The 13,735-nt window shown below is 69.8% G+C and carries 11 protein-coding genes, 3 tRNA genes and 1 pseudogene; 13 read left to right on the top strand and 2 right to left on the bottom strand.

All coding sequences use genetic code 11. From position 1 onward, the window contains the following. Positions 1–159 precede the first annotated feature (159 nt). From Q7W02_07475 to Q7W02_07510, 8 genes are all read left to right on the top strand, one after another. Positions 160–1,491: an FAD-binding oxidoreductase gene (locus Q7W02_07475; protein ID MDO8476029.1), complete on the top strand. Its 1,332-nt coding sequence runs from the start codon at positions 160–162 to the stop codon at positions 1,489–1,491. 221 nt (positions 1,492–1,712) lie between these two features. After that, positions 1,713–3,146: a heterodisulfide reductase-related iron-sulfur binding cluster gene (locus tag Q7W02_07480; protein ID MDO8476030.1), complete on the top strand. Its 1,434-nt coding sequence runs from the start codon at positions 1,713–1,715 to the stop codon at positions 3,144–3,146. A gap of 7 nt (positions 3,147–3,153) precedes the next feature. Beyond that, complete coding sequence (locus Q7W02_07485) at positions 3,154–3,462, top strand: Rieske 2Fe-2S domain-containing protein (GenBank protein ID MDO8476031.1); 309 nt, start codon at positions 3,154–3,156, stop codon at positions 3,460–3,462. After that, positions 3,459–3,971, top strand: a complete 513-nt coding sequence (locus Q7W02_07490; protein MDO8476032.1) for a molybdopterin-binding protein — start codon at positions 3,459–3,461, stop codon at positions 3,969–3,971. Before Q7W02_07485 ends, Q7W02_07490 begins: the two co-directional genes overlap by 4 nt. A 73-nt stretch (positions 3,972–4,044) precedes the next feature. After that, positions 4,045–5,205, top strand: a complete 1,161-nt coding sequence (locus Q7W02_07495; protein ID MDO8476033.1) for a trypsin-like peptidase domain-containing protein — start codon at positions 4,045–4,047, stop codon at positions 5,203–5,205. Beyond that, on the top strand, positions 5,202–7,232 hold the full coding sequence (locus Q7W02_07500) for a hypothetical protein (GenBank protein MDO8476034.1): 2,031 nt from the start codon (positions 5,202–5,204) through the stop codon (positions 7,230–7,232). The genes Q7W02_07495 and Q7W02_07500 overlap by 4 nt, the downstream gene beginning before the upstream one ends. A 7-nt stretch (positions 7,233–7,239) precedes the next feature. Next, positions 7,240–8,061 (top strand): MBL fold metallo-hydrolase, encoded by an 822-nt coding sequence (locus Q7W02_07505; GenBank protein MDO8476035.1) that lies wholly within the window; start codon positions 7,240–7,242, stop codon positions 8,059–8,061. Between the two features lie 113 nt (positions 8,062–8,174). Continuing rightward, positions 8,175–9,038 carry a hypothetical protein gene (locus tag Q7W02_07510; GenBank protein MDO8476036.1) on the top strand — a complete coding sequence of 288 codons (864 nt, stop codon included), beginning with the start codon at positions 8,175–8,177 and terminating at the stop codon, positions 9,036–9,038. A 436-nt stretch (positions 9,039–9,474) separates the two neighbouring features. Here Q7W02_07510 and Q7W02_07515 read toward each other — a convergent pair whose 3' ends face one another. Together Q7W02_07515 and Q7W02_07520 are read right to left on the bottom strand one after the other, a co-directional pair. Next, positions 9,475–9,954: a hypothetical protein gene (locus Q7W02_07515; protein ID MDO8476037.1), complete on the bottom strand. Its 480-nt coding sequence runs from the start codon at positions 9,952–9,954 to the stop codon at positions 9,475–9,477. Further along, positions 9,951–10,694 (bottom strand): MBL fold metallo-hydrolase, encoded by a 744-nt coding sequence (locus tag Q7W02_07520; protein MDO8476038.1) that lies wholly within the window; start codon positions 10,692–10,694, stop codon positions 9,951–9,953. The genes Q7W02_07515 and Q7W02_07520 overlap by 4 nt, the downstream gene beginning before the upstream one ends. A gap of 145 nt (positions 10,695–10,839) precedes the next feature. Here Q7W02_07520 and Q7W02_07525 point away from each other — a divergent pair, with 145 nt between their 5' ends. The 5 genes and pseudogenes from Q7W02_07525 (at position 10,840) to Q7W02_07545 (ending at position 13,692) form a co-directional block, all read left to right on the top strand. Next, positions 10,840–11,748 carry an SDR family oxidoreductase gene (locus Q7W02_07525; protein MDO8476039.1) on the top strand — a complete coding sequence of 303 codons (909 nt, stop codon included), beginning with the start codon at positions 10,840–10,842 and terminating at the stop codon, positions 11,746–11,748. A 29-nt stretch (positions 11,749–11,777) separates the two neighbouring features. Next, positions 11,778–11,854 (top strand) — tRNA-His (locus Q7W02_07530). 64 nt (positions 11,855–11,918) lie between these two features. Continuing rightward, a tRNA-Arg gene (locus Q7W02_07535) sits at positions 11,919–11,995 on the top strand. Between the two features lie 28 nt (positions 11,996–12,023). Then, a tRNA-Lys gene (locus tag Q7W02_07540) sits at positions 12,024–12,099 on the top strand. A 227-nt stretch (positions 12,100–12,326) separates the two neighbouring features. Next, positions 12,327–13,692, top strand: a pseudogene (locus Q7W02_07545) (IS3 family transposase). Positions 13,693–13,735: the final 43 nt, after the last annotated feature.

The raw sequence follows: 13,735 nt of genomic DNA on the forward strand, positions 1-13,735 counted from the left end.
GAGCGCCGCTACCAGAGCCGTGTCGTCTCCCAGCTCATGCGCCGGGCCCAGGAACTCGGCTACACCCTCACCAAAACCGCGGACGTCTCACCCCCTGCCGGTTCACCCGCGTGATGATGTTACTTGGAAGAGCAGGCTAGCGGGGCAGGGACGACGCCAGTGCCTGCCTCCCCCCTCGACGCGCTTCGCGGTATTGTCGGCCCCGCCCACGTTCTCACCGGAGTGGACTGCGGGCCGTATGTCGTTGACGGCCGCACGCCTGAAGCCGTCGCGCTTCCCGGGTCCAAGGAGGAAGTCGCGGCCGTCCTCCTCGTCGCCGCCGAGGCGGAGATGCACGTGACGCCGTGGGGCGGCGGGACCAAGATGGGCATCGGCGCCCCGCCCCAGCGCTGGGGCCTTGTCCTCGCGCTGAAGCGGCTGAACCGGCTTCTCGAGCACGAGCCGGGCGATCTGACCGCGACCGTTGAGGCGGGGATGACCCTGGCCGTGCTCCAGCGCGAGCTCGGCGGGCGCGGCCAGTGGCTCTCCCTCGACCCTGCGCATCCCGACGAAGCGACGCTCGGCGGCATTCTCTCGAGCAATGCGGCTGGTCCGCGGCGTCACTTGTACGGATCGTGCCGCGATCTCCTCATCGGCGTGACCGTGGTGACGGCAGCGGGCGCGCTCGTCAAGGGCGGCGGCAAGGTGGTCAAGAACGTCGCCGGCTACGACCTGCCGAAGCTCTTCATCGGCGCATTCGGGACGCTCGGAGTGGTCGTCGAGGCGACCGTGAAGCTCCGGCCTCGCCCCGACGCCGATCGGCTGGTGGTCGCGCGCTTCGCCCGGCTCAAGGAGGCGGGGGCGGCGGCTCGCGCTGTCATGGGCTCGGACCTCCTGCCCTCGGCCCTCGATCTTGTGGACGGCAAGACGCTCCGCGCGCTGGCGTTGGGCGGCCCCGACGGCGCGGCGCTCCTGATCGGCGTGGACGGGATTCCCGAGCAGGTCGAGTGGCAGTGCGCCGAGGTCGAACGCCTCCTGCGCCTGCAGGGATTGGCGGACGCCCGCGTGCTCGACGGGGACGCCCGCGATGCGGCCTGGCGTGCGCGCGGCGGGCTCGGACGCGGCGCCTTCGCCGAGACGGCGGCGGTGATGAAATGGGTCGTCCTGCCCGCCCAGGTCGCCGATGTCATGGAGCAGGGGGCCGCCGTCGCCCAGCGCGCGGGGCTCACTGCGGCGCTGGCGGCTCACGCGGGAGTCGGCGTCGTGGAGGCCGTGCTGTCGGGTGGGAGAGGCGGCGACGCGACGGCGGTCGCGGGTGTGTTGACCGAATGGCGGGCGCTCGTGCGCGCCGCGGGCGGCCAGGCGCTGGTCGAGTCGGCGCCGCTCGCCGTCAAGGAGCGCGTGCCGGTCTGGGACGACCCGGGCCCGGCGCTCCGCATGATGCAGCGGATCAAGTCCCAGCTCGACCCGGCAGGTCTTCTGAACCCCGGCCGCTTCGTCGGAGGCATCTAGTGCCGGGCCAACTGACTTCGCCAGATCGACTCAGCCCTCGCCTCGCGGCAGGGCCGCTCAGCTCGAACTGCCACGTTCTCGGTCGGCAGCAGCCCTCAACGTACACTCACGTACGCCTCGGGCTGCTGCCTCCCTCGGGCCTCGTCTGGCTCGCCATTTGGCCCGGCACTCTGGGATCACGCGTGAGTGCTAGGCAATGCTCGTGGGAGTCCCACTAGGTCATGGCTCACGAGGGGATGACGCTCTCGTTACCACCGGCCGGGCCGCTGACGCTCCACGGCCACGACGTCGAGGGCGTCAACCGCTGCGTCCATTGCGGCCTCTGCCTCGCCTACTGTCCGACCTTCTCCATCCTCGGCACCGAGATGGACTCGCCGCGCGGCCGGATCTTCCTCGTCAAGGCGCTCGCGGAGGGACGCCTCGCCCTCAGCGACGCGACGGTCTCGCACCTCGACCTCTGTCTCGGCTGCCGCGCCTGCGAGACCGTCTGTCCCTCGGCCGTGCCCTATGGCCAGCTGATCGAAGCCGCGCGCGCCGAGATCGAGCGCCAGCGGCCGGGCGGGCCGCTGCGGCGCCTGTTCCGCTGGCTGAACTTCGCGGTCCTGCTGCCGAACCCGCGGTTCTTGGGCTTCGCCGCGGCGGGGCTGCGCTTCTACCAGGTCAGCGGGGTTCAGCGTCTCGTGCGCGCGCTGGGTCTGCTCAAGCTCCTGCCGTCACCACTCGGGGAGTGGGAGCCGCTCCTGCCCGTGCTCCCGCCCGCCGCGGAACGCGCGCCGCTTCCCGCCCTCACGCCTGCTGCGGGCACGAAGCGCGCTCGCGTGGGACTCTTGACCGGCTGCATCCAGCAGATCGCCTTCGGCTCTCAGAACCGCGCGACGGCGCGCGTGCTGGCAAAGAACGGCGCGGAGGTCGTCGCGCCGCCTGAGCAGGCCTGTTGCGGCGCGCTCCACGCGCACGCGGGCGAGCACGACCTTGCCGTGACTCTCGCCAAGCGCGCCATCGAGGTCTTCGAGGCCGCGAAGGTCGACTGCGTCGTCGTCAACACGTCCGGGTGCGGAGCCCACATGAAGGCCTACGGGACTCTCCTAGCCGATGATCCCGCCTGGCGTGAGCGGGCACGGCACTTCGCCTCGCGCGTCCGCGATCTCTCCGAGTTCCTCGTCGAGGAGCCGCTGCGCGGGCCACTGGGAACCGTGAAGAAGACCGTGACGTATCACGACCCCTGTCACATCGTCCACGGCCAGAAGATCTCGAAGCCGCCGCGCGCGCTCCTGGCCCAGATCCCCGGGCTCACCGTGGTGCCGCTCAAGGAAGCGGACTGGTGCTGCGGCTCGGCGGGCACCTACAACCTGACCCAGCCCGAGATGGCGCGGACGCTCCAGGAGCGCAAGGTGGCGCACATCCGCGCGACAGGGGCGGAGGCCGTCGTCACGGCCAATCCCGGCTGCATCATCCAGATCGTCCAGGGGCTCGACGCCGCGGGCGCGTCCGTCAAGGTGCTCCACCTCGTCGAGCTCCTCGACGAGTCCTACCGGAACGCCCCTCACCCTCAGGCCCCTCACCCTCAGGCCCCTCACCCTACCCTCTCCCCAGAGGGGAGAGGGAAACTAGCTCCTCCAGAACCCTCGCCCCCATCGGGGGAGAGGGTAGGGTGAGGGGGCGATGGCGCGGACCAAGGTCCTTGATCTGGCGGCGCTGCCGGACGGCGGCGTCGAGCTGGTCGTCGCGGACGGCCTCGACGTGGCGCTCTTCCGCCGCGGCGACGAGATCTTCGCCATCGGCAACGAGTGTGCCCACAAGGGCGGCAATCTCTGCGATGGCCGCGTCGAGGGCGACATCGTCACCTGCCCGCTCCACGGCTGGGAGTTCGATCTCCGCTCGGGCGCCTGCATGACGATCCCGGGCGAGTCCGTGCCGCGCTTCGTGGTGAGCGTGGAGGACAGCGCCATCTATCTCGAGGAGCCCGCATGAAGGACGCCGTCCCGGAGGAGCACAAAGCGCACGCTCCAGCCTCGGTCGGCTGCTTCGTGCTGACCATTTCGGACTCCAAGACGCCCGAGACCGACACGAGCGGGGCGCTGATCCGGGAGCTTCTGAGCGTGGCGGGCCACCGCGTCACGGGCCACGCCATCGTCAAGGACGACCCGGAGCAGGTGGCGGCGGTCATTCGCTCGGGCTGCGCCGCGCCGTCTGTCGAGGCCTTCATCCTCACGGGAGGCACCGGGATCACGAGCCGCGACTCCACGTACGAGGCGATCGAGGCGCTCCTCGACAAGCGGCTCGCGGGCTTCGGCGAGCTCTTCCGCATGCTCTCCTACCAGGAGATCGGCGCGGCGGCGATGCTCTCGCGCGCGCAGGGCGGCGTGGTCCAGGGGCGCGTCCTCTTCTCCCTGCCGGGCTCGCCAAACGCCTGCCGGCTCGCGCTGGAGAAGCTCATCATCCCGGAATTGCCGCACCTGATCCGCGAGGTCAGGCGCTAGCCTCACGCGGTATACTGGCGGGCAGTCTCTCGTGACGCGGTACGACCGACACTGGAACCACGGAGGAGTGGAAATGGCGAGGCACGCGACGCGAATCCTGATGGCGCTTCTGCTCTGCGTGGTACTGGCCGGCCCCGGAGCGGCCCAGACCCCGCCCTCGGGCCCGCTCTGGAGCGACAGCGGCGGCGCCCAGGTGCCTGCCGACATCGCCCGCCTCAACGACCACATGAACGGCCTCGCCGAGAAGCTGAAGCCCGCCCTGGTCCAGCTGCGTGTGCGCCGCGCCGCCGAGCCCCAGGCAGAGGGCGCGACGCCGGAGACGCCCGAAGAGCGGCGCAGCTCGGGGTCCGGCTTCCTGATCCGCCAGGACGGCTACCTCATCACGAACGAGCACGTCGTCGCCGATGCCGACCTCATTCAGGTCAAGCTGGCCGACGGCCGCCGCTTCGTAGGCCGGCTCGTGGGCAAGGACGAGCGCGTGGACCTGGCGCTGGTCAAGATCGAGGCGACCGGCCTGCCCGTGGCGCCGCTCGGCGACTCCAATCGGCTCCGCGTGGGCGAGTTCGTCTTGGCACTCGGCCACCCCTTCGGCCTCGAGCAGACCGTGTCCTTCGGCATCGTCAGCAGAAAAGGCGCGCCGCTCCAGGTGGCCTCGCCGGGCTTCGATTTCATCCAGACCGACGCCGCCGTCAACCCGGGCAACTCGGGCGGGCCGCTCGTCAACATGGCGGGCGAGGTCGTGGGCATCAACAGCATGGCCGCGCGGAACGGCACCATCGGCTTCGCCATCCCGGTCAACATCGTCAAGGGCCTCCTGCCCCAGCTGGCGTCCAAGGGCAAGGTCGAGTGGGGCTGGCTCGGCGTCGGCATCGCGGAGGTGGGCGACGAGGACGTACCGAAGTACCAGTTGAAGGAGCAGCGCGGGGTGCTGATCCGAAACGTGGTCGCGGGCCAGCCGGCCGACAGGGGCGGCGTCAAGGCCGACGACGTGATCCTCGCCGTGGACGGCGAGCAGATCGAAGGCCCGCGCGATCTCCAGCGCATCATCTCGAGCACGCCGGTCGGCCGGGCCGTTAAGCTGTACGTCATACGCGGCGGCAAGGAGCAGGAGCTCGAGGTGACCGTCGGCCTGTACCAGGCCGCCGCGTCGCGCCCGCAGCCGCGCCGCGCGCCGGTGTCGCCGCATGGGCCCGAGGGGCCCGCGCCCAAGCCGCCGGCTCCCGCTCCGAAGTGATTGCGCGCCGCTCCGCCCTCGCCTCGGCGCTCGGGCTGGTCTTCCTGACGTCGTCGGCGTCGGCGGGCGCCGCGGGGGCGGCCGAGGTCAGGATGCTGTTCCCGACGGACCGGCTCACCCAAGCCGATTCGGGCCAGCTGACCGGCCGCCGCGTGCGCCTCTCGGTGGTCAACTGCTTCGCGGCGCCGTCGTCCTGCGACGAGATCGGCCTCCTGAACGGGCTCGACGGCTGGAGCGTCAACCCGCGGATGACGCTGGCCTTCACCGCGCCCATCGCGCTCGCCAGCGTGACGCGCTCGAGCGTCTTTGTGCTCCCGCTCGGCGCCGACGTGGCGGCCGAGCCCGTCGGGCTCTCCCGGCTCGTGTGGGATGCCGGGACGACGACGCTCTACGCCAAGCCCGAGCGCGTGCTGCGCCAGGGCCGCGCGCACGCCCTCGTCGTGACATCTCGCGTGCGCGCCGCCGACGACGGGCCGCTGCGCGCTCCGGCCGGCGCGCGCGCAGCTCTCGACCCGCGCCTGGTCAATCGCCTGAAGGCGCTGGGGATTCCCGCGAGCGAGATCGTCGCCTCAGCCGTGTTCACCACCCAGTCGGTGACGGCGGGGCTCGAGCGGATGCGCGAGCAGATCGACGCGCGCCCGGCGCCGCGGATCCGCTTCGCCCTCGCCCCGGGGAGCGCCAAGAGCGTCTACGCGCGCGCCGGGCTCGAGAGCATCGTGTTCACACGACAGGCCGCGACGGTCGGCGCCGACCGCTTCGCGGCGCCCGTCGCGCTCAACCTCGCCGCGGTGCCTGCGGCGGAGGTCCGGACGATTGCCGTCGGCGCCTTCGACAGCGCGTCCTTTCTCTCGGGCTCGCGGCATATCCCGCGCGGCCCGAGCTCGAAGGCGCCCGCGGTGCTGGGTGCCGAGCGGGTGCACGTGACGATCTTCCTGCCTGCAGGCGCCATGCCTGCCGCGGGCTGGCCCGTCGTCATCTTCGGCCACGGTTTCGGCAACGACCGCAACGCGATCCCGCCGCTCGTCGCGGGCACCTTCGCGCGCCGCGGCTTCGCGACCGCGGCCATCAATGTGGTGGGCCACGGCGGGGGTCCCGAGGGCACGCTGGCGATCAAGGAAAGCGGTAAAGAGGTGGAGGTCCTGCCGGCCGGCGGGCGGGGGCTCGACATCGACGGCGACGGCAAGATCGGCCTCACCGAGGGTGTGGCCACGGCGCAGCGCGGTCCGCTGACGTTGGTCTCGAGCCGCGACGGCCTGCGCCAGACGGTTGCCGACCTGATGCAGCTGATCCGCGCCATCCGCTTTGGCGTGGACGTGGACGGCGCCGGCCGCCCCGATCTCGATGGTGACCGCATTTACTATACCGGTCAGTCATTCGGCGGGATCTACGGGACCTTGCTCATGGCTGTCGACCCGCTCCCGAGGGCGGGCGTGCTCAACGTGCCGGGCGCGCCTATCGCGGAGATCGCCCGGCAGGCGCCGGTCTTCCGCCCGCTGGTAATGGAACAGCTGAGGGTCCGCAAACCCTCGCTCGTGAACGGCGAGAAGGATTTCGCAGAGTCGCTGCCGCTCTGGGGCGCCGCGCCGGAAACGGGGCCCGCGCCCGGCGCGCTCGCCATCCAGGCGTACCTCGACCGCGCCGAGTGGCTCCAGCAGGGCGCCGACCCCTCCGCGTTCGCGCCGTATCTCAAGACCGCGCCGCTGACGGCCGCCGGGCCGCGGCCCGTGCTGTTCCAGATGGCCGTCGGCGATCGCACGGTGCCGAACCCGACGACCGAGCAGCTGATCCGCGCCGGCGATCTCCAGCCGTTCCTGTCCATCTATCGTCACGACACGATCGTCGCGACCTTGCCCCCGCGCTTCGCCAACCCCCACAGCTTCATCCTCTGGACGGGCCTGGCCGAGGTCGCCGCAATCGCGCGCGCTGCCCAGGAGCAGATCGCGCGCTTTTTCCTCTCTGATGGGCGCGTCATCGAGCGCAATGACGAGCGCTTCGACGTGCCCGCCGCCGGCTCCGCCTCCCGCTAGCCGCGCCATGCGCGCCGTCCTTCTCGGCACGGGCTCGCCGCCTCCCAACCCCAAGCGCCGCGGCCCCGCGACCCTGCTGGCGCTGGGCGACGAGAAGTTCCTCGTGGATGCGGGCTCGGGAGTGGGCGTCCAGCTCGTCCAGGCGGGCGTGCGCCCCTACGACTGGCCGCGCGTGCTCATTACCCACCACCACTCCGACCACATGATCGATCTCGGCCATCTTCTGATCACGCGCTGGATCGTGGGGCAGAACGCGCCCTTCGAGGTGTGGGGGCCGGCCGGGACGAAGCGGCAGATGGACAAGCTCCTCGACTACCTCGACTGGGACATCGAGATCCGCCGCGGCCACATGGTCAAGCGCGAGCGCCCGCGCGTGGCGGTGACGGAGATCGAGGAAGGCAAGATCCTCGAGGCCGGCGGCGTGACGGTGAGCGCCTTCAGCGTCGACCACGGCCCCGTCAAGCCCGCCTTCGGCTACCGCTTCGAGGGCGGCGGCAGGCGCGTCGTGGTGTCAGGCGACACGCGGCCGTCCGAGAACCTCATCCGCTGGAGCCAGGGCGTGGACTGTCTGATCCACGAATGCTGCGAGATGGCGAAGACCTCGTGGGTTCCCGGCTGCGGCTGGCCGACAATCGAGGAGAAGATCAAGGACCTCGCCTCCTACCACACCCAGCCCGAGGACATCGGCCGAGTGGCCAAGGCCGCGAACCCCGGCAAGCTCGTCATCACCCACATGATGCCGGCCTCGGTGCCGGCCGCGCTCGAAGCGGCGGCCAAGCGCCACTACGCTGGCCCCGTCACCGTGGGCGAAGATCTCCTCGAGGTCTGACCCGTGCTTGATCCCCTCTCCCCCTCGGTGGAGGAGAGGGGGTTCTTCCGATTCCCTCGCCCCCGGGGAGAGGGCAGGGTGAGGGGGTCTAAGAGGGGATTGGGCTTGGCACGATGAACCAGAACGAATCCGAAGCGGGGATAATCCGGAAGATCATCGATGCAACCGTCTTCGATGCGGTGAATGTGGCCGTTCTCCAAGTCGGCGTCTCATTTGGCAAGAAGTTCGGGTGGAGTACCAAGCGCCCTGCTCTCCTCGATCAGGTCAGAGCATTCGGTTATCCCTTCGGTTTCGACATCGAGTCGGAAACCCTCACCGTGCGTGCCTTTCAGGGCGAGATTGTTGGCGTGGTCCTTGGTAATGAGATCACCGAGATAACGGTCTTTACGGGCTTAACGGGTATACTCGACGTAAGGACAAGTTACGGGACCCAAAAGAGGAGGAATGACAGCGCGTCGGCCTCGCTGCCGTTCCGGCCTCGGATGACAGGAGGAGCATTCATGTACGTGGTTATCCTCGCGTTGCTGGCAGTCGTCCTCGTTACGCCGGCCCACGCTCAGGTGTACGTCGACATCGGCATCCAACTCCCGGCGCCCCCTCGGCTGGTCATCGTCCCCGAGGTCCGAGCGGTCCAGTACGTGCCGGCTGCCCCCGCCAATCTCTTCTTTTACAGCAACCAGTACTGGGCCTTTGCCAATGGTGGCTGGCACGTGAGCGTCGGATACAACGGCCCGTGGATCGTCGTCGCCCCGCAGTTCGTGCCCCGGCCCGTCCTGCTCGTGCCGGTGAACTATTACCGCGTGGCCCCGGGGCACTGGAAGCAGTGGCAGAAGCAGCAGCCTCCGCGATGGGGTAACGAGTGGGGACGCGAATGGGCGGACAAGCGGGGATGGAAAGAACGGGAACACGAACGGGACGACGATCGCGACAGGGGAGAAGGCAAGGGCCACGGCAAGGGCCGTGGGCGAGGCAAGTAAACTGGGATTTTCGATATGGACCTATTTTCTCCTCCCTCTGACGCTGCTGAGTGAGCCGCGCGCCCTCCAACCAAGCATGTCGCCCAGTCAGAATAGATGACCGGGGGGTTCTCGAGCTTCCTGCCCTGCTGCCCCCGCGTGCTCCGGGGCGCGCCACCTGTGCCCACCCCACCGCAGAGACACCCCCGCCGGGATCGATCCGCTCCTCGTCTCCCTCCCTCCGTGTCCCGTCCGCTCGATCAGGGCGCTCAGGCCGAGCCGCTCGTTCAACTCGCGTGACAACAGCAGCCCAGAGTCGGAGGTCACCGTCGCGCCATGGAACTCGACGCGGAGTTGGGGGTTGAACGAGAGGCGAACCGCGCCAGCTTTCGCGTCACCCATTGGGTGGTGCCCTCCGTGCCAGCGAGGAGCCCCCGAGAACCGCGTGTCATGCGGGCTAAGAACGCTCGAGGCGGAGTGCCGCCAGCGTAGCGCGCGCCCAGTCGCTGTCCAGCGCGGGCACGGGCGCGTAGGTCACGCCGCCCGTGATGCGCGCGCCCTCTTCGCCCTCAGCGGCTGCGTCCTCGAGCACGTCTTCCACGACCAGGTCGAACCGCGCCAGCTCGCCGGCGATCAGCGGGGCGCCGGCGGCGCGGCACTTCACGTACATCGTGACGTCCGGCTCGACGATGAGGAGCGTCGCCCCGCCTCGAGCCTCGAGATTGCGCCGCGTGCTGCTTCGCGCGCCGACGGCGATGCGGATGCTCGTCGCGCTCGTGGCCAAGACCTCGAGATAGGAGCAGAACATCGGGTGCGGGCGGCCCCGGTCGTCCACTGTCAGGAGCGGCAGCCCGCGGCCGAGAAGGCGCTGCAGGTCCTTCTGGGAGAGCCGCTTCTCTAGCGCCGGCGGCAGGGCGGCGCCGAGGCTCCGGCTCACAGCATCACCACGAGACCGTCGTGGGCGCGCTCGGAGCGTGCTTCCGCCTCGCGCGCCAGCATGTCCCGCCCCATGTGGGTGAGGATGATGCGCCGGGCGCCCAGCCGCTCGGCCTGCGCTTCGATCGTCTTGTAGTCGAGGTGAAACTTGAGGTGTCTGTCGAACGTGTAAGCCTCGCAGACGAAGAGATCGGCGCCGCGGGCAGCCTCGATCAGGCTCTCCGCCCACTCCGTGTCGCCCGAGTAGGCGATGATCCTACCGCCGTAGTCCACGCGGAGCGCATAAGGTGGGGCGCCACTCGCGTGAAGGACGGGAAATGCGGTGACGGTGGCCGAGCCCACGCGAGCCGTGCGGCGCTCCGCTAGCTCGATGAACCCTACCTCGAACTTCCTCTGAACTGCCGTGGAGCCGGGGAAGAGCGCCTCCATGGTTGTCTCAACGCGGGCCCGCACGCCGGGCGGCCCCGCGATCAGGAGGGGCCGGGCGCGCCGGGTGAACTGGGCGTCCAGGATCAGGAACGGCACGCCACCGAAGTGGTCACCGTGAAGGTGGGTCAACAGCACCACGTCCACGTCGCCCGGATCGACGCCGTCCCGCTTCATGGCGATGAGCGAGGAAGTCCCACAGTCGATCAGCAGGGCCCCGCCCGCCCCCGAGAGGTGCATGCAGGTCTGGAAGCGCCCGTCGCTGCCGAAGGCGTCGCCCGAGCCCAGAAACCGGAGCGCGACTGGCGTGGTCATGGCTTGAGGTTCGCCGCGAGGATCATCGCACCCTTCGCCACCCGCGCCGCTCTCACGAGGAGCGAGTATAGCCTCCGGTTGCTCTTGCCGCCAAGCTCCGGTATCGTCCGGACGTCATGCTCACGCTCTCACGCTTCGCCTGCTGATGCGCGCCCTCGTCATCGGCGCCTCCGGCCAGGTGGGCGCCTCGCTCTTGACCACGCTGCGCGCGCGCGGCCACGAAGTCCGCGGTACCTACGGACACCACGCCGCGCCGGACCTCGACCCTCTCGAGCTCACCGACCACGCCGCCGTCGCGCGGGCCGTCGCCGCGGCGCGCCCCGACTGGGTCTTCTGCCCCGCGGGGCTGTCCCACGTGGACTACTGCGAGGATCATGTAGACGAGGCGATGGCGGCCAACCGCGACGGGCCCGCGGCAGCGGCCCGCGCCGCCGAGGCCGCGGGCGCCGGCTTCGTCTTCTACTCGAGCGACTACGTCTTCGATGGGGTCGCCGGGCCCTTCGGCGAGGACGACACGCCGCGGCCGCGGAGCGTCTACGGGAGGAGCAAGCACGAGGGCGAGGAGGCCGTGCTGATCGCCTGCCGTCGCGCCGTCGTCATCCGCACCAGCGTCGTCTACGGCCCGGAGCGCCAGGAGAAGAACTTCGTCTACCAGCTGATCCGCGCCTGCCGCGAGGGGAAGGGGTTCCGCCTGGCCGTCGACCAGCGGGCGAGCCCGTCGTACAACCCCGACGTCGCCGCGGCCAGCGTGGAGCTGTGCGAGCGCGGGCTCGCCGGCCTCTGGCACATCGCCGGGCCCGAGGTGCTCGACCGCTACGCCTTCGCGCTCCTGGTCTGCAAGGAGTTCGGCCTCGACGCCTCCCGTCTCAGCGCTGTCACGACGGCCGCGCTCGGACAGAAGGCGGCCCGGCCGCTCGACGGCGGGCTCAAGGTCGTCAAAGCCCAGGTGCAACTCAAGACGCGGCTCAGATCGCCCGCCGAGGGGCTCCACGCCATGCGGGAGTTCCTCGAGCGCGGCCGTCCGCACGTTGACCAGCCCGGGAACATGAAGTAGAGTAAGCACTTGGCTGTCGTCCGGAGACGGTGACCGTAGCTCAATTGGTTAGAGCACTGGCCTGTGGCGCCAGGGGTTGAGGGTTCGATTCCCTTCGGTCACCCCAGCCTTTGACGTTCACCTCTCCCCTCTGGGGAGAGGGCAGGGTGAGGGGTCGAAGGTTCACGCGTGCGCCCATAGCTCAGCTGGATAGAGCGTTAGCCTCCGGAGCTAAAGGTCAGAGGTTCGAATCCTCTTGGGCGCACCATTTCTTACGTGGTGGTACCCGCGCACGCGGGCCGTTAGCTCAGTTGGTAGAGCAGCTGACTCTTAATCAGCGGGTCGGAGGTTCGAGTCCTCCACGGCCCACCACTAAAACGGGCACTTCCGAGACACTTCGGAGGTGCCCGTTGGTTCGTGTAGACGCCATGTAGACAGTCACGACCGTCTCGAACGTCATTCGAGTGATCGGGGCACAAGTGGCTCCGGTGATCTACGGGGACAAGGTCTGGACACCTGCCGGCCCCTCCCTGCCAATATGCGTGAGACAGTGACCCCCTGGAAGTTTAGAGTCGAGGGCGAGACAGGATTGAAGCGTGATGAGCGCATTGGAGCAGGCCCTGGGTGGGCCGGTGATCGAGGTGGTGGCGAAGGCGACGCGGCGGCGGTTCACGGTGGAGTACAAACGGAAGATCGTCCGGGAGGCCGACGCCTGTAAGACGCCGGGCGCGGTCGGGGCGTTGCTGCGGCGGGAGGGGCTGTACTCCTCCCATCTGACGACGTGGCGCGCGGCGCGGGAGCGGGGGGAGCTGGCCGGGGCGCCGAAGAAGCGCGGCCCCGTGCGGCGGGTGGCCGATCCCCGCGACAAGAAGCTCGCCGAGCAAGCGCGAGAGATCAACCGGTGGCAGCAGCGCGCTGCCCGGGCTGAGGCCCTGGTGGCACTGCAAAAACAAGTGGCGGCGTTGCTGGGAACGCCGCTGACCGACGAGCCCTCGTCATAGCGACGGTCACCCAGGTCGGGCCGGAGCTGGGTATTGCACCCACATGCGCCGCGCTCGGGCTGCCGCGTGCGACCTACTACCGACGGCGGCGGCCCCAGCGTGCCCTGCCGGCGCGGGGGCGGTCGCCCCGTGCCCTCAGCGCCGGGGAGCAGGCCGCGGTGCTGGACGTGTTGCACGAGCCCCGCTTCGTGGACCTGGCCCCCGCCGAGGTCTACGCCACCCTGCTCGACGAAGGCCACTACCACTGTTCCGAGCGCACGATGTACCGCCTCTTGGCCGAGCATGCGGAGGTGCGGGAGCGGCGGGATCAGCTCCGTCATCCCGTCTATGCCGCCCCGGAGCTGCTGGCCCGCCGCCCCAACGAGTTGTGGAGCTGGGACATCACGAAGCTGCTCGGCCCGACCAAGTGGACCTACTTCTACCTGTACGTCATCCTCGACGTCTTCAGCCGGTACGTCGTCGGCTGGATGGTGGCCCACCGGGAGAGCGCGACGCTGGCCGAGCGCTTCATCCACGAGACCTGCGCCCGCCAGGGGATTGGTCGGCACCAGCTCACGATCCATGCCGACCGGGGGCCGGCGATGACCTCGAAGCCCGTCGCCTTCCTGCTGGCCGACCTGGGGATCACCAAGACCCACAGCCGGCCGCATGTCTCCAACGACAACCCGTTCTCGGAAGCGCAGTTCAAGACCCTGAAGTACCGGCCGGCGTTCCCGGAACGGTTTGGCTCCATCCAGGACGCCCGCGCCCACTGCCACGTCTTCTTCCCGTGTACAACACCGAGCACCATCACAGCAGTCTTGGACTGCTGACACCCTCCGACGTGCATCACGGCTTGGCCGACCAGCGCGTGGCGGCGCGAGCGGCGGTACTGGCCACGGCCTATGGCGGGCACCCCGAACGCTTCCCCGGCGGGCTCCCCCAACCGCCGGCGTGCCCCACGGAGGTCTGGATCAACCGACCCCACACCCTGGGGTACTCGCACGCCACACTGAGGACCCGGCCCT

Source organism: Candidatus Rokuibacteriota bacterium, from assembly GCA_030647435.1.
Classification (GTDB): domain Bacteria; phylum Methylomirabilota; class Methylomirabilia; order Rokubacteriales; family CSP1-6; genus AR37.